Below are 26,814 nucleotides of genomic sequence, written 5' to 3' on the forward strand. Positions count from 1 at the left end.
ACCATTTCGGGCCGTGCAGCTCACGGCAGGGCAAGCGCGATAGCCAGGGCTTTGTTCAACTCGACAATCGTCGACGGCGACAATGCGCCGCCCGACCTGCTTGCTTCCAGCTCGTCGTCGAAAAGTTGAACGATGTCATCGGCGAGGATGGATCCGACCAGCGGATCGTTGGGACCGAGCGGGACTGCAGTCGGGATACCCGGCTTCGGAGTGGTAGTGATTCGAGCGGCCAGCACCGTATGCAGGTTCCGGTTTCGAAGGTTATTCGAGACGACTACCCACGGCTTCTCTCCATGCCCCATATCGAACCAGTAGATCTGCCCACGGAGCGCCGTGGTCATTCGGCGTAAGAGCGGTCGACACGATTCGCGTAGCGCGCACGATGGGCAAGCCGCTCTTCGCGGCTTTCAGACCGCTGCTCCTCCGCAAGCCGCGCGTAACCGGCTTCGAGAGCCTTTTCTCTCAGGGATTCAGCCCCAGCTCGAAGCAACGCACGGGCGATGCCGGATTCGGAGTTGTCCCGGACAGTGATGTGATGCTGCTGCGCCCACTGCCTGAGGATGTCGGATTCAAGGCGTTCCGGATCGCCGAATACAGCGAGTTCCGCTTGATCCTCGCTATCCAAAGTGACTGGTAGCCGCTTCACATCCATGTTTCACATTATGACTCATAATATGAATCACTACAACAATGGGTCACTCAATACGCTATGACCTGCGGTGATGACGCGCTGCAGTTCGACATCTCAACCGTCGCTCCAGCCAAATAGGCCACCGAGACCGTCATTGTCCTACCTGCAAGCACAGAAGCAGACCGTGGAGAGGCCCAGTATGTAGGCCACCACGAGGCCATGGCAGAAGGCTTGCCCTGCAGCGGACAGATGACCGCCAGGGACCCGCCGGGTCGGCGCGCTAATCTCCTGGGTGCGTGCCACCTCCGCCAGTTCAGGTGGCATTCTTCGAGATCAGGACTCGACCGGGACCAACCGCTCGACGCGGGCGTGGAAGGGGAACTGACCGGGGACGTCGTCGCGTACCGACTCGATGACCGCGCCCTCGCCGTCGATGCTCACGATGACGAACTCCGAGGTGGCGTCGGCATGCACCTTGACGCGGTCACCCACATTCACCGGCCCAGTCCTTCCGTCAGGGACCTGTCATCACTGCAGGTCAAACCCCATTATTCAGGATCGGGCGCCGGTCGGACTAATCGCCGTCACCCCGCGGGCGGTGTATCGGCGGGCCCGTACCCTTGCCCCATGTCCGCTGATCCAGGCAGCATCCGCGCCGACGGCCACCAGGCGCTGCCGAACCTGGCCGCACAGGATGCTTCGGCGGATCCCCACATCATCACAGCGGCGGCGCGCACCGGAACGGACATCGAGCTGCAGATTCACACGTCCGTCGCACCGTTCGACGTTGCGGCCGAGGAGTGGTTTCCCGCGGCGACCGGGTTCGCCGTCACGGTCATCGTGCACACCGTCGACGCGCAGACGGGCGTGCCGCGGTATCTGCCGCCCGCCGAGCCCGCCGAGTGGGCGCGGACGATCTTCTCGACCATCGACTCCGCGCACGGGTACTTCCTCGGCGCCGTCGACCCAGGCACCGGCAGCCATCGACGCGGGCAGCTCGCATACCGCCTCTACCTCGACACCGACCGTCAGGCGATTCCCGTTCCTCGGCAGGTGGTCACCTGCCCGCATTACCAACTATCGGCCATCGACGGCAGAGCCGAGATCACCATTCCCACGACGGCCTGACCCGGCTGGCCGGCCGGAAGCTGGACCACGGTCTGCGGGCGCCGCTTCCTTGGGTGTCCGATCTGCACGCCCTCCGAAGGGTGCGACCTTGAAGTCACGTCCACGCTGCTCACTCATGCAATTTCTCCATCCGTCTCGATCCGATCCCCTGCCAAAGACACCTGGTCGCCGCTGCCCCACACGCGAGGACGACGCCCTGGGGCGGAATCGAGACAGTTGATCCACCCGGGGAGGGCCGCGGCACTTGGATACACGTGTGCCACAAGCTCATTGCCACTTCTGAAGCCGACCACGACAGACCTCAGGAATCTCCCGGGTGGGAGCGCGGCGACAAGACTACCAGCGCACCGATGCCCAGGTCAGGGGACGTGTCATTTCTGCTGGTCAAAGAACAATCAAGGGGCGATACGACACCACCAGCGCTGATGTCGAGCCGGTGCCGCCGGTGCGAGTTCTCACCCGGCCGGCAAACTCGGTCGCGGCCGGCCTGGCGTCACAATCGTCGCCCTACCGGTCCGGTTAAGCTTCCCGGCATGGCGCTTGGACTCACGCTACGCACGCGCGCCCACCCCGTCGATCTCGAAAACCTCGCCTACGCTGTGTACGAGTTCCGGGAAGCGCTGATTCCGCTGCAGGGCATCACCCCCGACCGCTGCGATGCCGCAGCCACCGAGTTACGGGACAAAGCACTCGTAGCTGAGCAACGATTCTTCGCAGCTGTCGCCGGGCTCCCCCGCCGCGAGCGCACACTCGCCGGCCACTGGGAGAACGCCGCGGTCATGCGCTACCGGTACGGGCTGGAGGTCTTTGCGCGCGCCGAAGACCTCGGCGCCGACATGCTCGCCCAACTCGCCACCCACCGGCGGCCGTCGTTGCCCGCGCTCACCGAACTGTGTGACGTCTGTACCCATGCCCGCGCCCTCGATCAGCACCAACGGCCCGAGATGTTCGGGGCCATACCGCGCAGGGCCACCCGACGGCTTCGCACCGCCCCCGCCGACTCGGCCGACGCCGACCACGATCGGGCCACCGAGCGGTCCTGCATTGTCGATCAAGCTGAACTGCGGTGGCGGATCCGCCGCGATCTGACAAGTCTCCTCGTCGAGAACGCCATAGCGGGCAACGGAATCACCCGGGAAGCCGAACGCCACCTCGTCCCGTGGCTGAAACTGGCGTGCGAGACCCTCGACAGTCCCATGAGCATCGACGGCCTCGAGGATGTCGCCTCGCAATGGCGCGAGCGCCGCCGACCCTACATGCTCGCCGCCGCCGATCGGGCCGACGTGATCATCGTCGACCCGATCCCTCGTCAGCGCGCGACCCTGTGGTGGAAGCTCGTCCACGGGGAGGAACCGCCGCCACCGCTGTAGGGCGGCACGCGGCATCGTCGCCCAGAAGAGATGGGGACGTGTCATCTTCGCAGTTCATCACCGCTTTTCGCAGAGACCGGCGGTGCAATTTACCTCACGGGCTGCCCCGTGCGACCCTGCCCCGAGCCAATCGGGGTACAGCGCATCACGCCCGCGCTACCGTTCGACGTATGGGGACGACATTTCACGGGCCGAGTCCCTGGCCGCACATCACCCGCGCCATTCGAGTGAGGGGGCCGCGCCACGCGGCGGTCGCGTACCTGGGCGAGGACGCGCCCGCTCTGCTGCCGCTGCGGGCCGGTGATCTCCTCGTCGTGAACGCCTCCCGGGCGGCGGTGCGCGCGCATGTGACCTCGCCGATTGCGCTTGCGTACTACGTCGAGGCCGGTGTCCGGGTCCTGTCGTCGCCGAACCTGCACGCCAACGTCATCGCCACCGACCGGCGGGCGGTCATCGGCTCCGCCAACGCCTCCCACAGCTCCACCCTCGCCGAGGAAGCCGCGGTCATCACCGACGACCCCGACATCGTCACCTCCGTGCGCAGGTTCATCGACGACATCGAGGAGATCACCGAGGTCGACCAGGCATTCCTCGACAACGCCACCACCGCATGGCAGATCGGTCGGGCGGTGCCGATCCCCGGGGTCGGTGGCCGGATGCGCACCAACCGCGACTTCCTGCCCGTACGGGTTACCCGGATGTTCCTGCGGCACATCGTCGAATACGAACCCAGCGCAACCGAGCAACAAACATGGGCCACTCAAGCGGGCCGATCATCGGTCACCACCGGCGGGCCAGCGACGACGTATCAGCTCGAATGGTTCCGCCTCGACGACCGACGTGCCCGACTCAAACGTGGCGATGTCCTCATCTTCGTCACCGACGACAACGACCGGATTTACCCGCCGGCGGTCGTGGACTCAGACGCCATCGCGATCCCACACACCCACAGCGCCTTCGGCCACCTCGTGCGCACCCGTGCAAACCTGCAACCGCTGTCAGTGGCGGACGCCGAACAACAGCTCGCCGACCTCGGGCACCCCAATCCCCGGCTGACCACAGATCACCGGATCATCTCTGCCAGCCTGCGTGCCGCGCTACTCCGACTCTGGAACCTCTGACCTGGATCCGCTGACCCAGCGGCGGATCGGACCATTGAGGACCTGACTTTCAGCTGGCGCGACTACTGTCCGGCTGAGCGACACGCCCGAGCGCGTGCGGGGGTCCTTGGAGAAACCGTCACCTAGCGGATTCACTGTCTTCGCGCCAAGCACACCGCACAACTGTCCGACTGAGAAGCTCGTAACAAGAGTGAACAGGAGTGAAATGCCCGAGCAGTCGTGGATCGCTGCCCAAGATCTGTACGACCAGGGATATACGGTCGATGGAGCACGTCAGCTCTTCGGGGAGCCAAAGACAAGCCCCGACGGAACCCTCGGTTGGGAAGATGATTGGATCGACCGCGCAGAAGGAAGGGCCCTCATCCCTGTACTGCCCTTCCTTATCGAACGTCTGCGGGGACATTCCGAGGTGGGAGAGGCTGCTGGCGAGCTGGTCAGGCTCTACGAGGAGCTGAATCGTGGAGCAGGAACTGCGGGTGCTCCCGATCCGCTCCATCATCATGAAATCTCCGAAGATGAGCTGGTAGAGCTGGGAAATGACCGCGACGCCCTCAAGGCGATCTACGGGTCGCCGCACCGTTGGACGCAAGAGCCTGTGGTCGAGGGCAATCCGGTGCCGTTCACGTCGCAGGCATCAAACCGGTTCGGAGATGGCGCGCGATTGGTCGGAAGTCGGAATCTCCGGTGGTGGCTCAAGAGTGCAGTGAGCGAAGTGACGAACAAAATGAAGTGAGACACTCGCACTCACCTTGGATGTGTCCCATGCCCGTATACGGCCTACTTCGAGGACAGCCACAGCCGGAACGCTTCGGCCGTCGCTGCCTGCATAGTCGTTCCACGGGTGGCTACTTCGATTTTCACCTGCCGCAGCAGTTCGGGGTCCACCCGCGCGGAGAACTGCAGGTGTTTCGCAGCGCCCGCGGCCGGCGTAGCGGACTCGGCCGGAGTCTGCGGTATGCGCGAATCTGAATCACCATCGGGGACCGCATGCGACACCGTGCTGTCGAACGCTCCCTCGGGTTGGTCCTTGGACATCTTCATCTCCCGTTCGGCAACAGGCGGCGATGTTTCAGCCGGATACGGGGCCGGGCCTGTCCGGCTTTGGGCGGTGGGTGTGCTGGAGTTCGGTGTTGATGCGTCGGGCCTCGGCGAGTTGGTCTTCGAGGATGATGATGCGGCACGCGGAATCGAGCGCGGTGCCCTGGTCGATCAGTTCGCGGGCCCGGGCGGCGAGCCGGAGCTGGTATCGGGAGTAGCGGCGGTGGCCGCCCTCCGAGCGTCCGGGGGTGAGCAGCTCCGCGGCGTCGAGGCTGCGAAGGAATGCCTGTGTCACGCCGAGGATCTCAGCGGCGTGGCCCATGCTGTAGGCCGGGTAGCCCTCGTCGTCGAACTTCCCGGCCGGGTTGTGATCGGGCGAGTCTTGCTGAATCGGGTGACACCTTTCAACGGACAGGGCCCCCGGCGCCGTGAGGCACCGGGGGCCGGAGCGGGTTTCACTTCCTTATTCACTGCACTTTTGCCGGCTGCCGGGCTCGTCTTGCTGCCCGGTCGCCGGTCGGAAATGCCGGGGCCTTACACACTCACATCAACCCTTGCCCGGCACATCCGTCTCTTGCGGTACTTCTCTGCGGGCAGTTCATCCTCTCCCGCACTTCGTGAACTCTTTCCTTGCGACGAAAGGAACTCTACAACGGCGATACCTCAATGTCTACACTCGCCACTGCAGAAATTCTGGAGTCGGTTGACCAGGGATTTCATCCGCGGCAGGGGCAAGTGGGTTCCGTCGACGTCACCGGGCGGTCGCTCGGCGGATCGGCTCGCCAGGAGGAGGCGGATCGGTACAACACCTCCTCAGCCCGTAGCGATGGGGACGTGTCGTCTCCCCAGGTGAATGAGCCGATCCGGCTTACCAGTCCGATGCGCTGGACGTGATCTCGCGGGCGCGGTGCGGCCAGTCCGGGTCGTTCGCGAGTGCGGTGATGGCAGTGGCCATGTGCTCGGTGTTGCCGTCGATGCCGAGCCGGCGGAGCGTGCGGGCGAGACGCGCGGGGCGGGTGCTAGCGCAATTCGGTGCACGATGTTTGATACTGCCCAGAACCGTCCACGAAGCGGCTGCCGCCGATCACTCTCCCCGGTGTCGGCCGGGCGTCCGCACGGCCGAATCCGGTTCCGGGTTTCGGTCCGGGGCGGAGCGGTGGACGCCCGGATCGATGGTCAGGTCTTCGGTGCCAGCAAAGACCAGCCGCCCGTCGTCGAGCGCGACCGCCCACCGATGCACCGGCGCCCACTCGTGCCCACCACCGCCGGGATCGGTCACCGCCGCATAATCCTCGACAACCTCACCGGTGAGATCGGCCCCGGCGCTCCTGCGGACCAGCACCCGGACACCGACCGTCAACTCCGGGCCACTTATCGGCCGGTTGCCGCTGTTTCGAGCCATCCAGCGCCACCTTCCACTCGGCGAAATTACGGAATCGAGCATAAGCAACACCCGTCCCGGTGCGCGACCCGACCTGGACGGACACCATCGGCGATCGGAACGCCGCCGACGCGGTCGGCCGTCATGGTGCCATCGGCGGCCACCCAGGTGGAGCAACCCACACTCAGTGGCGCGACAGAAACAGTGCAACATCACCCCCTCCCTGCGCTAGCCATTGCCGTGAACTGCCCTCTCCTTGCTGGACTCTCGTCACTCGCAGTCATGCGAGCACGGTTTCATCGATTTCTTCTGCGCGGGCGATCTCGTGCTCTGCGGTCTCCCAGGCGCTGCGCTCATGACTCCACACCACCGGGCGCCGACACCGCGGCCGCGGCACCAGCAGTGACCGCCCCTGCACTCCCCGACACCACTCCGTGCGCTTTGTTCGGTGTTCGGTATTGACCGAACACCGAACATCTGTAAGGATAGGAACGGTGAACGGACGGCGGATCCAGCAGGGGCGCGCGGGTGCTGGCATCGAGGCCTTCGTGGTCGATGCCTTCGCGCAGTTGGACATTGAGGCCCGCCCGCCCGTGACCGCCTTAGGGGCCAGCGCCGACGTGGTCGTGGATCCGGACGGCGTGGGAGTGCCGATCCGGCTGGAGTTCCGCACGTTGGTCACCGGCGACGTCGCCGAGCGGCTGCTCACCGAAGTCCCGCCCTCGATGACCTCGGCCGCGTCCACACCGTTGCTCGTCGTGGCGGACCGGGTGACCGAGGATGCGCGCACAGTGCTCATCCGCCACCATGGCGGTTACCTCGACCTGCGTGGTCGACTCGCGCTGCGCACGGATCGCCTGGTGATCGACGCCGACGTGCAGCCGGTCAAGGAACGCGCCGCACGGTCCGAGGCACTCGGCGGCAAGGCCGGCCTCGAGGTCGCCACCGCCATACTGCTTCATCCCGAACGAGCTGGCGCGGTGCGCGGGTTGGCGCGCGAACTCGGTCGCTCCCCCAGCACTGTCTCGGAGATTCTCGCCGCCCTACGACGAGACGGCCTCCTCGACGCGAACAACACTCTGATCGGCACCGACCTGTTCTGGCAGGTCGCCGGCCGCTGGACGAGCCCGCGTGTTCATCTGGCGCAGCCACCGACGCCCGGCGATACCAGCCTGCAACGAACGCTCCGGCTCGGTCTCGACGCGCTCGACGGGCCCGGGTGGGCACTGACCGACTCCGCTGCCGCCGCCGCGTACGGCGCACCCCTCGCATTCCGGGAAGGTCAAACCGTCGACTTCTTCGTTCCCGACCCATCGATCCTCCGGCGCGCGAGCACCCTGCTCGGTACCGCGGAGTCCGCCCGGCACGCGCACGCCACCGTCCGGGTCGCCCCGGTTCCCGCGGTCGTCCAAGCCCGGATCGACCTGGATACCAATCCGCTCGAATGGCCGCTCGCGCATCCGGTGTTCGTTGCGCTCGATCTCGCCCAAGACCTCGGGCGAGGCCGGGAAATCCTCGACGCCTGGACACCCGGCGATCGGTGGACCCGTGTCTGGTAGCCGCCACGTCATGTTCGTCGGCGATGCCATGGCCGCCGTCGTCCAAGGTGTCATCGAAGTTCGAGCACTCATCGGCCAGGCGCCCGTCATCGTCGGTGGCCTCGCCGTGCTGTCACGGTTGTCGAACCCCTACCGCGCCACCGTCGACCTCGACCTCGTCGACCGACTTCACGGCCGCCTCCCCCAGCTCGAGGTCCTTCGCGCCGCCGACGGCGCCGAACCGGTCGAGCCGGCGGCCGTCCTACTGCCCACCCGGTACGGATCAGTCAAGGTCGACGTGCTCGAAGTCCGGCAGGTCGAACTCGACCAACCCAGCGACGATCCCGGGGACCGCCTCCACGCCTCGGCGCACGCCTGGGCCAACGACACCGCAACCGAGATGACCATCGAGGTGATCCGCACCAGCGGTGAGCGCGTCGCAGTCACCACGCCGGTCGCCGAGCCCGGGCCGCTGATCGCGATGAAACTCCAGGCGGTGATGAACCGCTCGGCGGACAAACAAGGCACCGACCTGCTCGACATCGTGCACCTCGTGCTCGACGAGACCACACGCCCAGCGGCGCTGGCCCAGATTCGCTCCGTCGAAGCCGCCACCGCGGAGGACATCGCCATCCACGTCGATCTGTGGTTCAACCGCAAACGCCCGCAGTCACTTCAACGGATCCATACAGTAGGCGGCCGCGACATCACCACCGACGACCTCGACCTCGTCGCCGAACTATTGACCGACGCAGCACAACGCTAGCGCAACCATGTCATCAGTTTCCGAAGTCGGCGCCGGTCGCACCGTGGTGTTGTGCAGGCCACCCCGCCGCCAGCGGAACCGAATCGTCCACCAGGTCCCGATGCGGGTCCACCGCCCGCAACAACGCCACCGAAATGAGTACCGCCCGCACGCGGCCCAGCGGATGGCCGTGCACCGGATCGGGCGCCCGCGCGCCCGCCGTCTCGATACCGATGCCGTCCTGGGCGCGCGCGTCGCACCAGGACTAACCCACCGGCCGAGCGGCGTCTTCGTATTCGGGAACCGCCGTTCGACACCGATCGCTCACTGCGCCACAGCACGCCACTCGGCTGTGCGCTCAGGCGTTGCCTGCGCCAGTGCCTTCAACGTAGATTCCCGATCAAAATTCTTGCCGTAGACCGGGGTTCCCGGCTGCTGACGCCAGGAATCTTCGACTGTGCCCGCGTCGACAGGGTCAAAGCCGAGCTGATTGATCAGATCGAATACCACCTGCTTCTTCAGTTCATCGTCGCCGGCGACGGGGAGCGCGATCCGGCCGCTCGACCCCTCCGGTAGGCCCTTCTCGAGAAGATGCTTCCACCAGATTCCGTTGAATGCCTTGAACACCGGCACTCCGAGGTGCTCTTGCACCCATTCACTTTCTACCTGACCGTCTTCGATGGCGGCGATCAATCCGTCTCGCTGCTGCGGATAGTAGTTGTTGGTCTCGATCACCGGAGCACCATCGGCAGCGCCTGCGAGAATACCGGCGGGAAGGTCCACGACGTTCTTCTGCGGGATGCTCACGATCACCAGGTCCGCACCCTCGGCGGCTTCGGTGTTCAGTACCGCCTTTGCGCCGGTCTCCGCCTCAAGGGCTGCGAGGGTGTCGGGTGTCCGAGAGTTCGACACGCACACATCGTGACCGAGCGCAGTCAGCCTGCGTGTCAGCGTGCCACCGATCTGACCAGCTCCGATGATTCCGATGCGCATATCTCTTGGGCCCCTTCGTCGAGTGCCGCGATACCTCGCGACTGCTGCATGCGTCAACAACGGGCACCGTCGGATAGTTCCGCGTGGGCACATTCAGCTCGACCTGATTCAAATGCTTGACAGTTCGACTCAGCCGGACAGTGTCCCGCGTTCTCGGTCCTGTGGCGGTGAGTGGAGTACCCCGATTGCTGCACGGACCGTGCTGTACATCGTGAACTGCTCTTGGAACTCGCGTTTTGGCGGTGGGAGCCCTACTCGCCGCGCAACGAGCGTCAGCATCGCGGACCCCGGCGCCGGACGCCATGTGCCGCGGGCCCAACCGGTTCGCCCACGCGTGTGTCCCAGCGTCCGGTGATGGTGTAGCTGAGATGATAGGAAATCGGGATCTGATACCAGAACCGCCACAGATGGCGAACCGCCGTCAGATCGAACTTGAGCCACGGCCCGACGGTGTTCAGTCCGAAAATCCGGCCACCTTCTTCGGATGTCGCAGCGTCAGATACGCCGCGATCGGACCACCCCAGTCATGCGCGACCACGGAAACCTTAGCGACGCCGAGCCGGTCGAGCACGACCGCGAGATCATCTGCCATGTCTTTCGGTGAGAGATCGTTTAACCGAGGCTGGGATGGGCAAGGAATCCTGCGTCCGTCACTCATGACGACGACAACGGCCGGCTTCTCGCGCCAAGGTGACCGCAGCACGAGGACGGGTGGACACCGCGGTGGGGGCCGTTGCATTACGTGTGGTCGACACCGGACTGGGACTGGGCGGCCGGTGCCATCGATCTCGACCTCGACGACGAGGCGGTGCGCCGTCTCCAGCAGACCCTGCAACCCGGTGAGCCGGTCGATCGGCAGCGGACGGTCGGTCCTCCTGGACGGGGGCCGCGTGAGGTAGTCGTCGAGCCTGTCCATCACTGGCTGGGCTCGCACGCACCCGGACTGCACCGAGACGCGGGTGCGGTAACCCACCGGGTAAGTATCGTCGGGCACGAATCCGCCCGCGCGGCTGTCGCCAGTGGGTGAGAGACTGCGCGGCCGTGCATGCGCGCATCGGCGAGCTGCGTCAGCCATCTCCGAGCTTGCCGCCGCGCCGGAGGTGACTTCTCGAGCTGCACACCCCCACACTGGATAGACGATCGGTCCGGTCGGGGAACGAGAGGAGCTTCGGGCATGGCAACTTACTCTCTGCTGCTCCCGCGGTCCGGTTTTCAGGCGTCCTGGCGCGAGGACGACGACATGTTCGCCGTCGCCGAGCCCGGTGACGACGATCCACGCCTGTGGGGGCCGACGTGGGGTGTTGAGACTACCGACGAGGTCAGCTTTCCGCACGAGATCAAACAGCAGATGTGGCCGGGCGACAGCCCGGACCCGACGTGGTGGCTTCTGATCAGCACCATCCACAAGGCTGCCGCAATCTCCGCCGAACTCGGTGATGGTTCCCCGGTCCCGGTCCTTCGGCTCGGGCCGGTGGTTCTGCTCGAGTGGCGAGCACACCACAGCGGTTGGAGGTGGCCATCAACGGCCATGTCCACACGCTGCTACCGTTCCGCAGCCCGTCCCTGGGGCCTCCTGCCTACCCGTGGAATGACTACGGAACCACCCCCGGCGGCTCGGTCCGCGTCACCCCCATCGAGTGAACCGACACCCGCACGCGGTCGACGTGGATGGTCGCCTGCGGGAATCGGCATGCCCGGGGGGCTCAGAAGTCGAAGTCGAAGTCGAAGCCGCCGCCGTCTCCTCCGGGTACGAAACCGCCGCCGTCTCCTCCGGGTACGAACCCGCAGTCGTCATAGCCGACGCCGGAGTCGCCGTTCGTCAGCAACACCATCGTCGTCAGGACGTACAGCGCCGCCAGCAGGGCGATCACCGTGCATCCGATCACGACGGAGATCTGGCCGAGTCGGCGGACGCGGTCGGAGGCATGCTGTGCGCCGGCGGCATCTCCGTCCGCCCACAGTGGCTGCACATTGAAGGCATGTGTGAAGGCGGCGAACGACAACGGCCAGAAGAACAACAACGATGCCGCCGCCCAACCCCCGTGTGTCGGGGGCCTGATGCTGGCCGATCTCACCGGTAGAGGTTCGACGGGATCCGGACCCGGGGTGTCGTCGGGATCATTATCGGCGGTGGCAGGCGACATTCTCCGACGGTAGGCCATGGCGGAAGGCGCGAAGGGGGCGTGGACGTCGATCCGTCCCCGATCACCGTGTCCGGGCACCTCCAGTGCACTGTTGTCGACGATCTGTGGAACGGTCCCGGGCCGGTGAACTGACCCCGAGATGACAGGCCGTGTCCTACCGGGTCGGTACCGTGGGGTGGATGCTGAAGGGGTGGTGGTGATGCCGGTGGGCGTACTCGCGGCGGTCGTCGCCGTGCCGGTCCTGTTCGTCGCATCGTTGGCCGCGCCGACCGGGATGGGACAGTTCCGGCGATCACCTCACGTGCGGTGGGTGGTACTGGCGGCATTGTTCTTCCCGATTGCGTGGGAAATCTGGGACCGCCGCGATACCCCCACGCGTGGAGTGTTGCTGCACCAACGCCCGATGCCGCCGGCGTAAGCAGTTGGCCTGACCGTGACGACTGCTGATATGTGTGCTGGTAGCCCGCCTTCGATGGAACGGGGGAATACGACCACTTCGAATATGTGCGCTCCACCAGTCTTCTGGGTCTCGCGCAATGGACGTCAGAAGGTGGTGCGCCCGCATCGGTACGCGCTGGCGATCGAACTCGGCCGCCCACTGACCGACGACGAGGTCGCGTTGCACGAAGTGTGCGACAACCCGATCTGTGTGCGGGCGTCGTCGGAAGCGTTAGACGATATGAGGGGCTGGGCTGAGGCCCCACGCACATGTGAACGTGGGTTGCCGACAGGAAACGGGTCCTGGCCGGTAGAGCCACAAGATGTGGGAGGCCCCAGCGATGAATCAGCGTACGAGTGTTGGATTGGATGTGCACGCACGATCGGTGGTCGCCTGCGGCCTCGACGGACAAACCGGTGAACTGTTCGAGCGAAGATTGACACCGGATCACGGCGAAATCGTGGGCTGGAGCAGGTCCCTACCGACGCCGGTAGCGGTGACCTACGAGGCCGGACCGACCGGCTTCGGGCTGGCCAGGTCACTGACCGCGGCGGGCATCGAGTGCCTGGTGGCCGCACCGTCGAAGCTGCAGCGCCCGCCCGGCGACCGTGTCAAAACAGACGCGCGCGACGCGCGGCATCTGGCTCGTCTGCTGCACCTCGGGCAGATCGTCGAGGTGGCGGTGCCGAGCGTCGAGCAGGAGGCGGCCCGGGATCTGGTGCGTGCCCGGGAGGACTGTCGTGGGGATCTGATGTCGGCCCGGCATCGGGTGTCGAAACTACTTCTGCGGCAAGGGATCGTCTACTACGGTGGCCACGCGTGGACGAAGGTGCACGATTCCTGGCTCCGCACCCAGCACTTCGACGCACCCGGTCTGCAGCTGGCGTACGAGACCGCCTATGACACCATGCTCGCGGCGGTGGACCGGCGAGATCGACTGGATGTGGCGATCGCGGCGATGGCCACCGACAGCGACTACACCCCGGTGGTGACTCGGCTCGGCTGCCTGCGCGGGGTCTCGACGCTGACCGCGTTCGGGCTCGCGGTGGAGATCGGCGACTGGCAGCGCCTGACCGGACGCTCGATCGGCGCCTACCTCGGGCTGGTGCCCACCGAACACTCCTCGGGCACGTCGCGCTCGCAGGGATCGATCACCAAGACCGGCAACGGCCACGCCCGACGGCTTCTGGTCGAGGCCGCCTGGCACCACCGACCCCGGTATCGCCCCGGGGCGGAGCTGCGGCGCCGCTGGGAGCAGGCCAGTCCCGCGGCCCGGGCCCGCGGACAGCAGGCAAACCGGCGCCTGCACGCCCGCTGGGCCGGGTTCGACGTCCGTAACAAACGCCCCGCACTGGCAAACACCGCGATCGCCCGCGAACTCGCCGGCTGGTGTTGGTCGCTGGCCGTGCTCGACACCTGAAATCAGGGTCCCCGTTCCGCATCCCCGGTTGCGAGTGTGGTCGTCGACTCGTCGGGCGGCAAGGTCGGTTCTCCTCGCTGCGCTGCGGGGACTCCACCTTGCCCCCTCGTCGCCGACGACCGGTGAGGCAAGGACCGGAACGGGAACCCCCCACAACGTCCGGACGAATCATGCGGTGGTGACGGCAGCGCCTGTCGCTTGCCAGGGTGATGGGACCACCTCGTTGCCACGAGCATGGGACCACCCGAAGGTGTCATCGAGCATCGACCTCGCCTTCTGAACTGTCAACCGCGCCATGCCCCGGACGGGTGCGTTGCCGGTAGGACGGGCCCTCGATGACGAGGGTGTGCGCCGCGGAGGTGAGCCGGTCGATCGCCGACTGCGCCAGCAGTGCATCGGTGGTCATCGACAGCCACTCATCAGGGGACCTATTCGAGGAGACGATCGTCGCCTTGCGGCGATGGCGCTCCACGACCAACTCGTAGAAGTCGTTGGTCTCGGTCGCGTCCAGGGGCCGAAGCGCAAAATCGTCGAGGACCAGGAGATCGACGGTGGCGATGCGCCGCATCTCCGCCTCGACCGAATTGTCGAGCCGGGCGGCGCGCAGCCGGGCGAACAGCTTGTCCGCCCGGGCGCAGAGCACCGTCATCCGGCGCCGGATCGCCACGTGCCCGAGGGCGGTCGCCAGGTGCGTTTTTCCGACCCCAACCGGACCCAGAACCAGGACCGAGTGGCCGGCCTCGGCGAACCGCAACGACACCAGATCCGAGAGCAGGGATCGGTCGTAACGGAGGTCGTCGAGAGCGTTCCAGGTGTCGATCCGCATCGACTGATCCAGACCGGCCTTCGCCGACCGCAAAGCAGCCGAGCGTGATTCCCGCCGGGATACCTCGTCGGCGAGGAGCAGTTCCAGGAACGCGACGTGGCTGAGCTGATGCTGGCGGGCCAGGGCGAGTCGCTCGGGCAGGGTGTCCTTGAGGGCGCCGAGTTTGAGTGTTTTGAGGAGGGCGATCAGGTCGGCGCCGATCGGATCGACCGGCCCCGCGGGTGTGTGTGGGGTGGTCATCGTGTCTCCCTCGTGTCGGTGTTGCCCCCGGCGATCACCGTCAGATGCCCGGTCCTCTCGGTGGCGACGGTGGTCCTCTCGGTGGCAACACCGGTCCCGGCAGTGGCGACGGTGGTCCCAGATGTGGCGGGGCCGGTCCTGTCGGTGGCGAACTCGGCGGGGTCGCGGGTGAAACGGGACGGTGCCGCCGATCCGGCGGCCGGCAGCAGCGGCGTGGTGGTCTCGGTGGCGCGTTCGAGCATCGAGGCGATCTTGCTCACCGACACCACGTCCAGATCCAGCGCCGTGCTGCACGCCGCTTCGACCGGGCCGGGCCCGTAGCGGCGGACCAGCCCGAGCAGCCGGTAGACCGCCCGCATCCGGATCCAGGGCAGCGGATCGTCGAGCAGTCTTTCGGCGTAGATGCCGACGGCGCGGCCGTGCCCGGCGCAGGTGCCGATCAGTCGGTCCAGATCTCGCATCGCGTATCCGACCTTCTCGGTGGGCAGATCCTCCGGGTCGGTGCTGCGCCCACCGGCGGGCTGGCGCGGATGCACCTTCACCAGGTTTCCGCGGGCGTAGAACTTCACCAGCGCACTGTCGGCCCGCACCTCGAGCACACTGCCGATCCACTGTCCCGGTATCGAATACAGCGCCCTCGCGACCTCGGCATGAAAGTCGCGGTGCACCTTGACCTGTTTGAAGATCGGCACGTCGTAAACCTGGGGAACGGGCAGCAGTATCGGTGCCTCGTCCTCGTCGAACACCTCGAGTGGGCGGGCGGCGGTGGTGCCGTGGGTCCGCATCCCGGCGGTGTCACGGCACCACGCTTCGGCCCGCTGTTGCGCCTCGGCGAGATCCGTGAAGTCCTCACCGGCCCAGTAGTTTCCGCGCACATACTGAACGGCTCTTTCGACCCTAGGTTTGTCCTTCGGCGATCGGATCCGGGCCGGGTCCGTGACGAACCCGGTGTGCTGGGCGTAGTCCAACCAGCCCTGCGACAGCCGCGGATTGACCGCGTCCGCGTCGGTCACCACCGGCTTGAGATTGTCCGGAATCAGGACCCTGAAGACACCGCCGAAGAAGGTCCACGCCGCTTCGCAGCCAGCGATCACCGCCGCCAGGGTCTGCGAGTACGTCACCCACACGAACATGTGCCGCGAGTACACGGCGGTGAAGATCAGTGCGTGCACCTTGCGGCGCCGCCCGGTGTCCGGGTCGGTCAGGTAGCCCAGGTAGCCGAAGTCGATCTGGCATTCGCTGCCGGGATCGCCGTCGACGATGCGGACGGTGGTGTCCTTGCGGCCGAAACCGCACCGCTCGGTGGCGAATCGGTGCAACGTCCGATACGGCACCACGCAGCCCTGGCGGGCCAGCAGTGTTTCGATCTTGGTGATCGTCAGGGGTGGATGGTTCCCGTCGCCGGCCACCCACGCGGTGATCTGGTCCTCGAACCCCAGCAGCTGGTCCCAGGCGGCGCCGTGTCCGCTCGGGCGGGCCGGGCGCACCGCCTCGATCACCGCGCCGATCAGCCCGTCGTCGAGGGCGTCGACACAGTCGCCGCGCTGCAGCCCCGCTGCCTGGGCGGCCTCGATGTATCGGCGGGCCGTTTTGCGGTCCACCCCGCAGTGCGCCGCAATCGTGCGCAATCCCGGCGGCCGGGACCCGGGCACCCCGAGCCAGATCCGGAGCACTTCCTTGACTTCGTTCACATTGACCTCCCGAAACGCCATGCCCGTCCGCCTTCGTGACCGGGGATACCGACACGACGATCAAACGAGTGATCCGACGGGACTTCGGCGCGACGCGCCGGGTGGTCCCATGACTGGCAATCCGAGTGGTCCCATGAGGGTGGCAGAAATCAGGTCAAGACGGTCCCATGCTCATGGCAGGCGACAGCGCCTGGGAGTGATCCGCGAGCGACCTATGAGCAATCTCCAACTGTACGTTGGGATCACGCTCGACATTAGACGAGCGATCCACTCCAGCCGAACAACCGTCCTGCGGTACCCAACCCGCGAATATCAGAGTTGACCACGCGTCGAAACCGACACGCTCGCCACCACCCCAGATCGACCGGGCCCACAGAGGCGGCGCCCACGACGACGGTCCTGGACGCCGCCTCGCCCTGCGCCCTTGACAAACCGGCGTACATATCAAGGTCGTCCGCACGTCGTGCTCGGCACGCAAGCACAGAATCTCGCCGGGATGGGTGCGAAGGGGCGCGGCGGCGGCCGCGGCCAGACATGGCATTGGTACGGGCCCGATCGGGCGGCCCGCGCAGCGCGGTCGCGTGCGTTGCGGGAAGCGGTGCGCGGCGGGTGGGACGCCGACGCGGTGCGGGCAGCGTTGCTGGCATCGGAGAATCCGACGCTGTTCTGAACGACGAGGGGGAACAATGCGTGAAGATCGAACCTGGGGTACGACGCGGGGGTGGGTGCGGTGACGGCCACGGCAAGTGGTGATTCGGATCCGTTGATTGTGAGCGGCGATGTCGAGGAGCTTGGGGAGGTTGAGTTCGGTTACGTAACTGTGGTGCAGCACCTCTGCGACCGGACCGGTCATGTGCCGCATCCGGAGGTTCTCTTCGACGAGAAGAAGGCACTTGGGGTGGCTGCCTATCACCCTCGTCGTGACGAATTGGCTCTCGATCCCGCGTTCTTGACCTTGGGCCTTGATTTTGCAGAGTCGTACGCTTTCGACGGGGTCATCGTTCACGAACTGGGGCACCGGACTGAGCCTGGCTGGATCGTGTTGCGCCGGTGGTTGTTCTGGGCATCAGCTGTCGTTAGCGCTTGCGTTGGGCTGTACACCTATGCCCGCCCGTTCAATGATGTTTGCGCCGTGCTCATGTTCATCGCGCTTCTTCTGTTTCTGTGCATCTGGCCGGTGTCGTGGAATGCGGAGTTCCGAGCCGATGACTACATGTGCGATGTTGCGGGCATCGGTGTCGCCGTCTGCACCTTCGATTTACTCGCCGCGTGCAACGCTCAGAGCTCGGTGACTCATCCACCTACGTCGCTACGGCTGGCGCGGCAACTGCGTCGGGCAAAGCTCCCACACGCTCGACGCAATCGTGAATCGATCTTGCGACGCGGCGGACGGAAGAAGTAGCGCGATCTTTGGACCGCATCAGTGCGGTACGCCTGCCTTGGCTGTCGACTGCTGGTCGGGCTTGGCAGGAACGTTAGGTCCGCCGTATGTCGGCGGACCTACAGTCCGATTGAGGGGAACGGGTGTCCGGTGTTTCGTTGGGTGTGCCGCCGCGATGGTGCGCAGGATTCGCTGCGGTTGGAATGGCCTGGGCCGCCGTGCAACTTCACCGCAGAGTTCCCGTGTCGGTGTCTGGAGTGGACTGCACGGATGTCCGAAGTCCTGTGCACGCCGGGTGATCTGCTTCTAGCTCATCACATCTCGACGGTTCGGTAGCACTCATTAATCGGTAGCACTCATTAAGGGGTTATGGGGCCGCACTGACGGCTACCGATCTTCGAGTACGCCGACGGCGGGGAGCACCGCGAATGTCTGCACGTAGTCGATGGCTGACCGCAGGGCGTCTTTCAGCGGGGCGATGTCGCGGGCGACCTGGGCGAGGAGCATGCCGCCCTGAAAGGAGGAGAGCAGGAGATGGGCCAGTCGAGTGGGATCCGCCTCAGTGCTGATGCGGCCGAGCCTCTGCATCCGTTCGAGTCCATCTCGAAAGATGTCTCTCCACTGCTCAAACGCGTTCGCGAGTTCCGTGCGAACGTCAAGGTCGGTCTTGATGATCTCGCTGGCGAGCGAGCCGAGGCTGCAGCCTTCCTGGTAGGAGTGCTCGTAGGCGATGTAGAAGCCCGCCCATTCCCGAAGCGAGTCGAGGCTTTCGAAGTGAGTGAACCGCTCACTGCGATGGAACGTGAGGACGCGCTCGGCCTGCCACTCGATGACCGCGAGGACAAGGCTCTGCTTGGTCGGGAAGTAGTGGTTGAGCTGTGACCCGCTGATGCCTGCTGCGCGACGGAGCTGCTCGTTGTTCGTCGCGTGGACGCCCTTGGTGTAGATGAGCTCCGCGGCGTGCTCGAGGATGCGGGCTCGGGTCGCCCGCCCCTTGTCCGTGAGCTTCTGCGGCACCCGAGCTTCCGTTGCGGCTTCCATACCGCACACGATATCCCAGATTGGGCTTGACAGCCCACATTCGTGTCATGTTGACTACCACTAGTGGGCTAGCAAGCCCAAAAATTGCCCACAGAGGAACGGCAACAAGATCCATCACCACAGACGGATGGACCACTGAAACGCGTCGAATCCCACCGGAGCTCGACGAGGACCACACACCGGCGCACAGAGCCGGCGAGCACGAGACCCATACGGAGGCAGCAATGAAGGCAATCATCGCGACGGATCAGTCTGCGGAAGCGGCCGGGATCACACTCACGGAGCGGCCTGAACCGACGCCGGCGATCAACGACGTCGTCGTTGAAGTCCATGCGTCGGGCTTCGTCCCTGCAGAGTGGGAGTGGCCCTCGACGTGGGTCGATCGCTCCGGTCACGATCGAGCCCAGGCGATCATCGGCCACGAGTTCGCCGGAGTGGTCTCCTCCCTCGGCTACGGCACGACGGGACTCTCGCTGGGACAGCGGGTGTTCGGGATCACGGACTGGCACCGCGATGGAACCCTGGCCGAGTACGCGGCCGTGGAGGCACGCAACCTTGCGCCGCTGCCGGGGAACGTCGACTTCACGGTGGGTGCGAGCTTGCCGATCTCCGGCCTGACCGCGTGGCAGGGCCTGTTCCAGCACGGTCGTCTTCAGGCCGGGCAGAGCGTCCTCGCACACGGCGCCGCCGGCGCGGTCGGGTCCGTGGTGACGCAGCTCGCCCGGGAGTTCGGCGCCTACGTCATCGGTACCGGGCGGGCGGTGGACCGCCAGGCGGCGCTCGACTTCGGCGCGAACGAGTTCCTCGACCTCGACCACGAGGATCTCGACGACATCGGCGGGGTCGACCTAGTCTTCGATGTCATCGGCGGTGACATCCAAAGGCGCTCGGCGAGCATCATCCGGCCTGGCGGGACGCTGGTGTCGGTGGTCGGGTCTGCTGAGGCTCGCCCGGTCGACGGCCTCGCGATTGACTTCGTCGTCGAGTCCGTTCCGAGTCAGCTGGTGGAGATCGTTGACCGGGTGCGGGACGGGCGCCTTCGCACGCACATCGGAACCGTCGCGACCCTCGACGCCGCCGTCCCCGCGCTTAACCCGACCGAGCGGCGCAAGGGCAAGACCGTCATTCGCGTGCGCCCCTGAGCGCTCTGGAACAGGCCAACAGCGCCGTCATGCCACCGACCGGACTACTCGTCGCCACGCCGGGTCGGTCAGAATCGCCGCGGCGGTGAGTCGGTCGGCATAGATGCGGTATGCCTTGCGGGCCGCTGGTGCGGCGGCCTCGGCCGGCTCGCTCGACGACTGTCTGTTATTTGTCTCGGTAACGAAGGTTTCTGGGGGCACTCCAGACGGTGTCGCGTTTCCCCAGGTGGGGTGTGTGTCGCCTGCCGTGTCCGCGCCAATGTCCTGCTGTCGGGGGTTCGCGATACGTTTCGGGTCATGCGGATCGGCTAACGGGCGGGTCTCCACCCGCGACCAGAACCCCGAATCGCAGCGGGATGCGCTGACTGCGGCTCGCTGCGACGAGATCTTCATCGACAAGGCGTCCGGCAAGCTCGCCCGCCGGCCCGAACTGGACAAGGCGCTGCTGTCGGTTACCCTGCCGTCAGACCTTCCTACGGCATGGTCCATAGGGGTCCTACGTCAACCGCGGGCTATCGCGAGTTTGGTCTACGACATGTGGCTTCTCAACGCAGCGGTTGGTGCCGTGATTGAATCTCGCGATAGCGCCGGCCTCGCGGCAGAGACAAAATCCCTCCTGACCCGTCGCGGACTGCATGTGCTGGCCGATGTTGTAGACCTGCGCAGCACCTCAAAGACCCCCAGCGCAGTGGCACTCGGATAGATGTCGCGTACCAGGGGACGAGACCGGTTGCGTCCATGAGGAAAGTGACATCGAACATCGACCTCGCTTTCCTCGAGTGTCCGTAACAATTCCGACCACGGACGTTCCTTGATGCTCATGTCAGCCGGCCTGGAGGTGTGCATTGGCGGAGCGAATGACCATGGTGTTTGCGCACAATCAAAACAACTCGGCCCATTCGATGTCGCCGCATTCGAGAGCGCTTACCTCACCGATCCGCATGCAGTCCGATCATGGTGGCGTCCGTGCCGCACGGCGGGCGTCGCGGCGAGGCAGAGTACCTGCGTCATCAGCACGTCGATGTCGTTGGCGGAGTACATCAACGGCGACGCAGGCACCGCCACCCAGAAGACCGGGCTACGTCAATGATCTGCGTAGAGATCTCTCAGCGGTACACGCTGATCCACGAGCACCTTTGACCGCGCGAGCATATCGGGCACGTCTTCATCAGGTTGCTCGATCAGGCGGTGACCATACCGTCGGCCGTGACACTCGTGATTGCTGAGGCGGCGAGGGAAGCGGGAATGGCGGTTTCGATCGGCGTGAATGAGCGGGACGGTGGCTATCGTCACCCGCCCCGCGCTACCCGGGCCCGGCCGCGAGCTGCAAGGACCTGGTCCTCGCCGCCCGAGGTACGGCCCGACGGACCGTGACTTGGCGCGGCAGCAAGGCCGATTCGACCAATCCCACGGAAATGCGTTCGCGGTCCTCCGCGCTGCGGTCCGCCCTGCGAACCGCGACATCCCACGCGCCGAGGAAAGAACCTTCCCTCAGTCTGGCTGCTCGCCGAGTGGCCCACCGCTGCCGACGAGCCCGACTACCGGCTCTCCACCCCGCCGGACACCACACCCGTCACCGAGCTGGTGCGGCCGGCCCAAGATCCGCTGGCGCACCGAACACGACCACCGGGAACCGAAACCGCTCTCGGACTGGATCGTTTCGAGGGCCGCACCACCGAAAAGTAGTCCGGTGCGCGCCGACGCTAGCTGCCATCGGTGCGTCGACCCCACCCGAGTACGTCCGGTCGGAGCCTTTATCGCTCAGCTCCCCCATCGGATGGGTGGGCAGGATCCTCGACCAAGAGGCTCCAGATCCAAGGAGCGTGCCGTGGGGTGAGATGGTGGCCCTCACTGAAGCCACCGAGCTTGATCGGCTGCACCTCAACCACCTCGCGACCACAGGCTGCCTCGGTCGAGCAGCTCGATCGGGAGCACCATAAGCAGCAGACGCACCGGAAGGGCAACACACGAGGACTTGAACACGCTGTGCGCATAGCTGGTGGCCGAGGTGTTTGTGGGACTCAACTGGGCATTCGGGTACGCGGCTGGATTGAATGCTCTCGCGCGGATGCAGCAGTATCGACATGGAGCTGATGTCGCTCGTGAGTGCGGTCATGCCTGGCCACCTGAGCGTCAAACCTTGCGGAGTGTGCTGCCCGGATGGGAAGGGAGTCGCGATGACGCTGCTACTTGTGGGCGCCCTGTGTCTCGGCATCGCCTCGATCATTGGAGGCGCCACCGGCTTCGGAACCGCACTTATCGCGACTCCGGTCATGTTGATGGTCGGATTCGACGTACACGAAGTGGTATTTGTCAATCTGGTCGCCGGCCTGGTCACCCGCGTAAACGTGGCGTACCAGCTATGGAACCAGATCAATTGGAGTCGGGTCGCACTATTGGGCGGCGGCAGTTTGCCGGGAGCGTGGCTCGGTGCGGTCACTCTCAGTCTGTTGCCGGAGCAGTATTTGAAGCCGGCAGCGGGCGCGCTGGTGATGTTGTGCGGAATCGCCATGGCCCTTCCGGCCCGGACGGTATCGCCACGGCAGCCGTCTGCCATTGCGCAAGCACTGACCGGCGCTGTCGGCGGTTACCTCGGGACCACGACGTCCCTCAACGGTCCGCCTCCAGTTCTGCTCCTGATGCGAGCCCGGTTGCCACCGCTGGCATTCATCGCCGATCTCGCAGGCTATTTCATCGTCGCGAATGTCATCGCACTCGGCACTCTCTTCATCCGCGACCAGATCACGGATTCGATGGTCTGGCCGCGCCTTCCGGTCTTCGTCACCGCCGCACTGGTCGGCAACCTCACTGGACTGTCGATTGCCCGCCGGATCACGCCGGGCATGTTTCGGTCCGCCGTCATCGTATTGGTGATCGCGTCCGGCGCCGTGACTCTCGTCGTCGGATAGGAATTCCGCGGAGACGCGCTCAGCGATCGATCCCCACGCGGCGCATGAGGTGTGCCACCGCGTGGCTGTCGAGTTGACGGGGACGCCGCCCGGCTGCGCGCGGGATATCGCCCCTTCTCCTGGGCGCAAGCGCGCGACTGTGTTCCCACCTCGGTCTACTTCGAACGGGCGGGGACGCCGGACCTCACCGCCGCGCGGCGACGGAGGACGACCGACCGCCGGGGTGGATCGACGGGATCGGCGGTGAGTACGAGTTCGCCGCCAGCTCCGGCACCCAGCGGGTGTGGCTCGAGTTCCTCACCCTTGTCCGGCCTACAACGCCCGAGACCGCGGCGACGATGATGAAATCCCTTTCCACCCCGGCCGATCGTCACGGGCAGCGGTCGTCAGCGCCCTCGATGCCGTGAAAGATCAACGGTTCTGTATGCCCTGAACTCAGACGCTTCGACCCGAAACGTAGGTTGCTCCCGCCCTCCCTCGGCATGTGGCGGCCTGCCAGGTGATGCCGCCGTCTCTCACACCGTCTGGGTTGAGGCCTGCGCCCAGAATCGCTTGGGAATGCGGCCCGCGTGACGTGCCTCGTAGCCCGCCACCACGGCCCCGCGCATCGCCGACGCCATGAGCGCCGGGTCCTTCGCCCTGGTCACAGCCGTGGCCAGCAGCACGGCATCGCAGCCGAGTTCCATCGCGAGGGTCGCGTCGCTGGCGGTCCCGATGCCGGCGTCGAGGATGACGGGCACCCCCGCACCGTCCACGATCATCTCGATGTTGTGCGGGTTCGCGATACCGAGCCCGGTGCCGATCGGCGAACCCAGCGGCATCACGGCCACGCAGCCGACATCCTCGAGCCTGCGGGCCAGCACCGGGTCGTCGGTGGTGTAGGGCAGGACGACGAATCCGTCGTCGACCAGCTGCTCTGCAGCGCTGACCAACTCGATGGCGTCGGGCATCAGGGTGCGCTCGTCGGCGATGACCTCGAGCTTCACCCAGTCGGTCTCGAGCGCCTCACGGGCGAGTTGCGCCGTCAACACAGCCTCGGCCGCACCGCGACACCCCGCGGTGTTGGGCAGCGGGGCGATGTCGAGCCGGCGCAGCAGGTCCAGCACACCGGTGCCGCCTGCGGCGTCGACGCGGCGCATCGCGACCGTGGTCAGCTCGGTGCCGGACGCGACGAGCGCCTCTTCGAGCACCGTGAGGTTGGCGGCGCCGCCGGTGCCCATGATCAACCGTGAACCGAACGTGCGTCCCGCGATCGTGAGGCCCTTCTGCACGCCGGGCGTCGCGTCAGCCACCCTGCACCGCCGTGAGCGTCTCGATCTCCCAGCCCCGGACCACGAGCTCGTCCCACCGTGCGCGGGGGAACACGGCGCCGTTCACTGCCACCGCGATGCCCTTGGTGGGCAGGTTCAGCACCTCCAGCAGCCCGGTGACGGTCAACGGTTCCGTGAACTCGTGGTCCTCGCCGTTGACGGTGATGCCGATCGGCACCACCTCTCGCTGCTCACTCATTTCGTGGCTCCCGTCCGAAGCGGCCGACACGCTTGTGTACGAGCCCGCTGTGTGGCCTACGTCGAGGTGCTCACCGTTAGTGAGGTGCACGCGCCGGACCGGCAGTCGGACGTCGCCCGACCTTTGGTACTGCTTGGTGCTGCCCTCGATCGGCACCGTGGTGACGGACGTGGCTCGAGATGCGTTTTTGCTCATCGTTGATGCTCCCTACGCCGGCATTACCCGGACAGGTTCGACGGTCGACGGCCCTAGCCGTCCTCTCAGCCCGCTGGTGCGAGCCCCCGTGATGTGTAGTTGTCCCACGAACTGTAACCGAGATCCTGTGAGCAATCGCCCCAAAAATGGACGACCGAGCGTGGACGCTGTAGTCACAACGTTACTTGGCCAAGTCTGGTGGACGGCATCGCGTCGGATGCCGTGAGCCCAGAACGCGCGAGAGACACCGGGGATGCGTGCATTCACCACGAACGAACCATCCCGGGCAATGCGCCGATCGCGTCCCCACCGATGGAAAGTGGTGGAGACCGACGTTTCTGTCCCGCACCTTCGCCCGTAAGTCCAACCGAAAATGGCAGCATCGCACTTTTGACAAACCCGAGGCGCCGACCACTACCCAGACCCAGACGAGGCAAGCTAGCAATGAGTGACAAGCCAGCTACATCCGAGGAGCGCAGATACCCCGCCAAGACGTCGATTGGGACTCACGATCCTGTTTCGGTCCTACAGTGACAAGTTCAGATCTCATAGCCTGCTGGGAGCGAGGCAACGACCGCTCGCGCCACCTCCATCACGAGTGGCCCCAGTTCCGCGATCCGGTCGTCCGGCATTCGGATCTCCGGCCCCTGCACGGCCAGGGCAGCAGTCGCTACCCCACCCGAACCCAGGACCGGAGCAGCTACGCCGCACACCCCGGGAACGCGCTCACCTCTGTTGATACTGAAGCCGCGTGACCGGATCTCCTCGAGATCGCGGAGTAGATCCCGAGGAGAGGTGATTGTTGCCGGGGTCAGCCGTTCGAGTTCCCCTAGCCGTGCCACTTCCGCGTTCAGATCGCCCGCGAAGGCGAGTAGCGCCTTGCCCGTGCTCGTGCAGTACAACGGAATCCGCGTTCCGGTAGGTTGGCTGAACCGTAGAGGTTGCTTGGATTCGACCCTCAGCAAGACCAGGGCGTGATCCCCATCGCGGACAACCAGATTGACCGACTCACCCGTTTCCTCTGCCAAGCCGTCGAGCAGGGGCATGGCCGCATCGAAGCCAAGGGTCTGCCCTGCAGCGCGGCCGAGCAGGAAAGCCTCCAGACCAAGTCGATAACGCTCGGTCTCCTTGTTTTGCACCACGTATCCGGCCACGACGAGCGCCCTCACAATGCGATGCGTCGTGCTGGAGTGCAAATCCAAGGCATGGGCCATCTCGGTGACCCCTACGTCACCTTCCGCGTCTCGCAGGACGCGCAGGACGGAAAGCGCTCTGGTGATTGTTTGTGTACCGGCTACCTGACGGTTCTGCGCCGACGGTGCCGGGTGTTCAGCTGTTCTCACGCCTTCGCCCCTTCCCACATAATGAAATACTCTACCAAGTGGGTCGATGCGTTCACGCAAGCGCGAGCGATTGCCGCCCCGATTCTCATCGATGTCGCCTGCGCCCAAGCCGTCCGCACCGAAGTGCAGAGGTGGTTCCCGAGTGGTGGCTGGCCGGTTCTCAGTGGCGTCGAACGCTGCGTCTGGCACCGAGCTCGTTCCGGGGATATTGGCAAGGACGGGGAGCGGGACGTCCGCCACGGTTCAGGAAGCCGACCGGTCGGGACCTTGACTTTGGCGCTGTTTCCGTCCCCTCCACGACCGCGGTGCCGCCAATACCGCTTGGGCGTGCGCGAGCTCTTCCCGCTTGGTGTGTCGCCCCGCCGATCCTGCGGTGGAATCGGATACGGCGGGTCGACACGGCAGGTCAGAGGATCGCCCCGACCCGCCCCCCGGTCACACTTGCTGGGGATATTCCGTGCTGTTGCAGGGCGTCAGCAAGCTGGCTGGGGACGTCAATCACGGTCGCGCCCGCGTTGGTCAGTGCGGTGACTTTTGAACCATCCCGGGTCTCATGCACACACTGTCATTTGTGTGCGACCGGTTGATC

The 26,814-nt window shown here is 65.7% G+C and carries 31 protein-coding genes, 1 pseudogene and 1 riboswitch; of the genes and pseudogenes, 16 read left to right on the plus strand and 16 right to left on the minus strand.

Features of this window, described 5'->3' with window-relative positions:
* Nucleotides 1–20: 20 nt before the first annotated feature.
* The 3 genes from H7C86_RS26860 to H7C86_RS26870 form a co-directional block, all read right to left on the minus strand.
* Nucleotides 21–341: a type II toxin-antitoxin system PemK/MazF family toxin gene (locus tag H7C86_RS26860; protein ID WP_005254557.1), complete on the minus strand. Its 321-nt coding sequence runs from the start codon at nucleotides 339–341 to the stop codon at nucleotides 21–23.
* Entirely contained in the window at nucleotides 338–652 is a 315-nt protein-coding gene (locus H7C86_RS26865; RefSeq protein WP_169695590.1) for a hypothetical protein, read from the minus strand. Before H7C86_RS26865 ends, H7C86_RS26860 begins: the two co-directional genes overlap by 4 nt.
* A 312-nt stretch (nucleotides 653–964) precedes the next feature.
* The gene (locus H7C86_RS26870) at nucleotides 965–1,129 is read right to left on the minus strand and encodes a hypothetical protein (protein WP_005254559.1); all 165 of its coding nucleotides are present in this window, start codon (nucleotides 1,127–1,129) and stop codon (nucleotides 965–967) included.
* 129 nt (nucleotides 1,130–1,258) lie between these two features.
* Between H7C86_RS26870 and H7C86_RS26875 the strand changes: the two genes are divergently transcribed.
* The 4 genes from H7C86_RS26875 (at nucleotide 1,259) to H7C86_RS26890 (ending at nucleotide 4,983) form a co-directional block, all read left to right on the plus strand.
* Entirely contained in the window at nucleotides 1,259–1,759 is a 501-nt protein-coding gene (locus H7C86_RS26875) for an N-formylglutamate amidohydrolase (RefSeq protein WP_182262566.1), read from the plus strand.
* A gap of 533 nt (nucleotides 1,760–2,292) precedes the next feature.
* Entirely contained in the window at nucleotides 2,293–3,129 is an 837-nt protein-coding gene (locus tag H7C86_RS37410) for a hypothetical protein (protein ID WP_246860074.1), read from the plus strand.
* Between the two features lie 170 nt (nucleotides 3,130–3,299).
* Nucleotides 3,300–4,250 (plus strand): phospholipase D family protein, encoded by a 951-nt coding sequence (locus H7C86_RS26885; RefSeq protein WP_182262567.1) that lies wholly within the window; start codon nucleotides 3,300–3,302, stop codon nucleotides 4,248–4,250.
* A gap of 205 nt (nucleotides 4,251–4,455) precedes the next feature.
* Complete coding sequence (locus tag H7C86_RS26890; protein ID WP_246860075.1) at nucleotides 4,456–4,983, plus strand: hypothetical protein; 528 nt, start codon at nucleotides 4,456–4,458, stop codon at nucleotides 4,981–4,983.
* A 44-nt stretch (nucleotides 4,984–5,027) separates the two neighbouring features.
* On the opposite strand, the gene H7C86_RS26895 is transcribed toward H7C86_RS26890, so the two are convergent.
* From H7C86_RS26895 to H7C86_RS26905, 3 genes are all read right to left on the minus strand, one after another.
* A complete protein-coding gene (locus tag H7C86_RS26895; protein WP_246860076.1) occupies nucleotides 5,028–5,285 on the minus strand; it encodes a hypothetical protein in 258 nt (85 codons plus the stop codon).
* A 34-nt stretch (nucleotides 5,286–5,319) separates the two neighbouring features.
* Nucleotides 5,320–5,610, minus strand: coding sequence for a MerR family transcriptional regulator (locus H7C86_RS26900; RefSeq protein WP_182262570.1), 291 nt, complete (start codon nucleotides 5,608–5,610; stop codon nucleotides 5,320–5,322).
* 762 nt (nucleotides 5,611–6,372) lie between these two features.
* The gene (locus tag H7C86_RS26905; protein WP_182262571.1) at nucleotides 6,373–6,690 is read right to left on the minus strand and encodes a hypothetical protein; all 318 of its coding nucleotides are present in this window, start codon (nucleotides 6,688–6,690) and stop codon (nucleotides 6,373–6,375) included.
* Nucleotides 6,691–7,163: 473 nt separating this feature from the next.
* Between H7C86_RS26905 and H7C86_RS26910 the strand changes: the two genes are divergently transcribed.
* Both H7C86_RS26910 and H7C86_RS26915 read left to right on the plus strand, forming a co-directional pair.
* Nucleotides 7,164–8,228, plus strand: a complete 1,065-nt coding sequence (locus tag H7C86_RS26910) for a hypothetical protein (protein WP_005265122.1) — start codon at nucleotides 7,164–7,166, stop codon at nucleotides 8,226–8,228.
* Entirely contained in the window at nucleotides 8,218–8,973 is a 756-nt protein-coding gene (locus H7C86_RS26915) for a nucleotidyl transferase AbiEii/AbiGii toxin family protein (protein WP_259349305.1), read from the plus strand. Before H7C86_RS26910 ends, H7C86_RS26915 begins: the two co-directional genes overlap by 11 nt.
* 13 nt (nucleotides 8,974–8,986) lie before the next feature.
* Here the strand turns inward: H7C86_RS26915 and H7C86_RS26920 are convergent, their stop codons facing one another.
* From H7C86_RS26920 to H7C86_RS37965, 3 genes are all read right to left on the minus strand, one after another.
* On the minus strand, nucleotides 8,987–9,124 hold the full coding sequence (locus H7C86_RS26920; RefSeq protein WP_182262572.1) for a hypothetical protein: 138 nt from the start codon (nucleotides 9,122–9,124) through the stop codon (nucleotides 8,987–8,989).
* Between the two features lie 152 nt (nucleotides 9,125–9,276).
* A complete protein-coding gene (locus tag H7C86_RS26925; RefSeq protein WP_310649165.1) occupies nucleotides 9,277–10,038 on the minus strand; it encodes an NAD(P)-binding domain-containing protein in 762 nt (253 codons plus the stop codon).
* 361 nt (nucleotides 10,039–10,399) lie between these two features.
* A complete protein-coding gene (locus H7C86_RS37965) occupies nucleotides 10,400–10,537 on the minus strand; it encodes an alpha/beta fold hydrolase (RefSeq protein WP_005265125.1) in 138 nt (45 codons plus the stop codon).
* A 150-nt stretch (nucleotides 10,538–10,687) separates the two neighbouring features.
* On the opposite strand from H7C86_RS37965, the gene H7C86_RS26935 reads away from it, so the two are divergent.
* Complete coding sequence (locus H7C86_RS26935; protein WP_051055642.1) at nucleotides 10,688–10,972, plus strand: hypothetical protein; 285 nt, start codon at nucleotides 10,688–10,690, stop codon at nucleotides 10,970–10,972.
* A 458-nt stretch (nucleotides 10,973–11,430) separates the two neighbouring features.
* Nucleotides 11,431–11,586, plus strand: coding sequence for a hypothetical protein (locus tag H7C86_RS26940; protein ID WP_182262574.1), 156 nt, complete (start codon nucleotides 11,431–11,433; stop codon nucleotides 11,584–11,586).
* 62 nt (nucleotides 11,587–11,648) lie between these two features.
* Here the strand turns inward: H7C86_RS26940 and H7C86_RS26945 are convergent, their stop codons facing one another.
* Nucleotides 11,649–12,089 carry a CD225/dispanin family protein gene (locus H7C86_RS26945; RefSeq protein WP_182262575.1) on the minus strand — a complete coding sequence of 147 codons (441 nt, stop codon included), beginning with the start codon at nucleotides 12,087–12,089 and terminating at the stop codon, nucleotides 11,649–11,651.
* A 139-nt stretch (nucleotides 12,090–12,228) separates the two neighbouring features.
* Between H7C86_RS26945 and H7C86_RS26950 the strand changes: the two genes are divergently transcribed.
* On the plus strand, nucleotides 12,229–12,507 hold the full coding sequence (locus tag H7C86_RS26950; RefSeq protein ID WP_182262576.1) for a hypothetical protein: 279 nt from the start codon (nucleotides 12,229–12,231) through the stop codon (nucleotides 12,505–12,507).
* A 343-nt stretch (nucleotides 12,508–12,850) separates the two neighbouring features.
* Nucleotides 12,851–13,948 carry an IS110 family transposase gene (locus H7C86_RS26955; RefSeq protein WP_182262577.1) on the plus strand — a complete coding sequence of 366 codons (1,098 nt, stop codon included), beginning with the start codon at nucleotides 12,851–12,853 and terminating at the stop codon, nucleotides 13,946–13,948.
* A 253-nt stretch (nucleotides 13,949–14,201) separates the two neighbouring features.
* On the opposite strand, the gene H7C86_RS26960 is transcribed toward H7C86_RS26955, so the two are convergent.
* Both H7C86_RS26960 and istA read right to left on the minus strand, forming a co-directional pair.
* Nucleotides 14,202–15,014, minus strand: coding sequence for an ATP-binding protein (locus H7C86_RS26960; protein ID WP_182262578.1), 813 nt, complete (start codon nucleotides 15,012–15,014; stop codon nucleotides 14,202–14,204).
* Entirely contained in the window at nucleotides 15,011–16,726 is a 1,716-nt protein-coding gene (gene istA / locus H7C86_RS26965; RefSeq protein ID WP_182262579.1) for an IS21 family transposase, read from the minus strand. The genes H7C86_RS26960 and istA overlap by 4 nt, the downstream gene beginning before the upstream one ends.
* Nucleotides 16,727–17,168: 442 nt before the next feature.
* Between istA and H7C86_RS26970 the strand changes: the two genes are divergently transcribed.
* The gene (locus tag H7C86_RS26970) at nucleotides 17,169–17,375 is read left to right on the plus strand and encodes a hypothetical protein (protein WP_246860077.1); all 207 of its coding nucleotides are present in this window, start codon (nucleotides 17,169–17,171) and stop codon (nucleotides 17,373–17,375) included.
* A gap of 60 nt (nucleotides 17,376–17,435) precedes the next feature.
* A complete protein-coding gene (locus H7C86_RS26975) occupies nucleotides 17,436–18,107 on the plus strand; it encodes a hypothetical protein (RefSeq protein ID WP_182262580.1) in 672 nt (223 codons plus the stop codon).
* A 366-nt stretch (nucleotides 18,108–18,473) separates the two neighbouring features.
* Here the strand turns inward: H7C86_RS26975 and H7C86_RS26980 are convergent, their stop codons facing one another.
* Nucleotides 18,474–19,127, minus strand: a complete 654-nt coding sequence (locus H7C86_RS26980; protein WP_182262581.1) for a TetR/AcrR family transcriptional regulator — start codon at nucleotides 19,125–19,127, stop codon at nucleotides 18,474–18,476.
* A gap of 224 nt (nucleotides 19,128–19,351) precedes the next feature.
* On the opposite strand from H7C86_RS26980, the gene H7C86_RS26985 reads away from it, so the two are divergent.
* From H7C86_RS26985 to H7C86_RS26995, 4 genes and pseudogenes are all read left to right on the plus strand, one after another.
* Nucleotides 19,352–20,269, plus strand: a complete 918-nt coding sequence (locus H7C86_RS26985; protein WP_005265133.1) for an NADP-dependent oxidoreductase — start codon at nucleotides 19,352–19,354, stop codon at nucleotides 20,267–20,269.
* Nucleotides 20,270–20,504: 235 nt separating this feature from the next.
* Nucleotides 20,505–20,972 (plus strand): recombinase family protein, encoded by a 468-nt coding sequence (locus H7C86_RS37885; protein ID WP_310649166.1) that lies wholly within the window; start codon nucleotides 20,505–20,507, stop codon nucleotides 20,970–20,972.
* A 464-nt stretch (nucleotides 20,973–21,436) separates the two neighbouring features.
* A pseudogene (locus H7C86_RS37420) lies at nucleotides 21,437–21,550 on the plus strand (aliphatic nitrilase); the annotation flags it as partial.
* Between the two features lie 896 nt (nucleotides 21,551–22,446).
* Nucleotides 22,447–23,178 (plus strand): sulfite exporter TauE/SafE family protein, encoded by a 732-nt coding sequence (locus H7C86_RS26995; RefSeq protein ID WP_005265135.1) that lies wholly within the window; start codon nucleotides 22,447–22,449, stop codon nucleotides 23,176–23,178.
* Nucleotides 23,179–23,693: 515 nt separating this feature from the next.
* Here the strand turns inward: H7C86_RS26995 and H7C86_RS27000 are convergent.
* The 3 genes from H7C86_RS27000 to H7C86_RS27010 form a co-directional block, all read right to left on the minus strand.
* Complete coding sequence (locus H7C86_RS27000; RefSeq protein WP_182262582.1) at nucleotides 23,694–24,470, minus strand: thiazole synthase; 777 nt, start codon at nucleotides 24,468–24,470, stop codon at nucleotides 23,694–23,696.
* Nucleotides 24,463–24,687, minus strand: coding sequence for a sulfur carrier protein ThiS (gene thiS / locus H7C86_RS27005; RefSeq protein ID WP_182262585.1), 225 nt, complete (start codon nucleotides 24,685–24,687; stop codon nucleotides 24,463–24,465). The genes H7C86_RS27000 and thiS overlap by 8 nt, the downstream gene beginning before the upstream one ends.
* 186 nt (nucleotides 24,688–24,873) lie before the next feature.
* Nucleotides 24,874–24,982, minus strand: a riboswitch (TPP riboswitch).
* A gap of 439 nt (nucleotides 24,983–25,421) precedes the next feature.
* Nucleotides 25,422–26,225, minus strand: coding sequence for an IclR family transcriptional regulator (locus H7C86_RS27010; protein ID WP_085990333.1), 804 nt, complete (start codon nucleotides 26,223–26,225; stop codon nucleotides 25,422–25,424).
* Nucleotides 26,226–26,814 lie beyond the last annotated feature (589 nt).

The organism is Rhodococcus sp. UFZ-B548 (assembly GCF_903819475.1).
Classification (GTDB): domain Bacteria; phylum Actinomycetota; class Actinomycetes; order Mycobacteriales; family Mycobacteriaceae; genus Rhodococcus_F; species Rhodococcus_F erythropolis.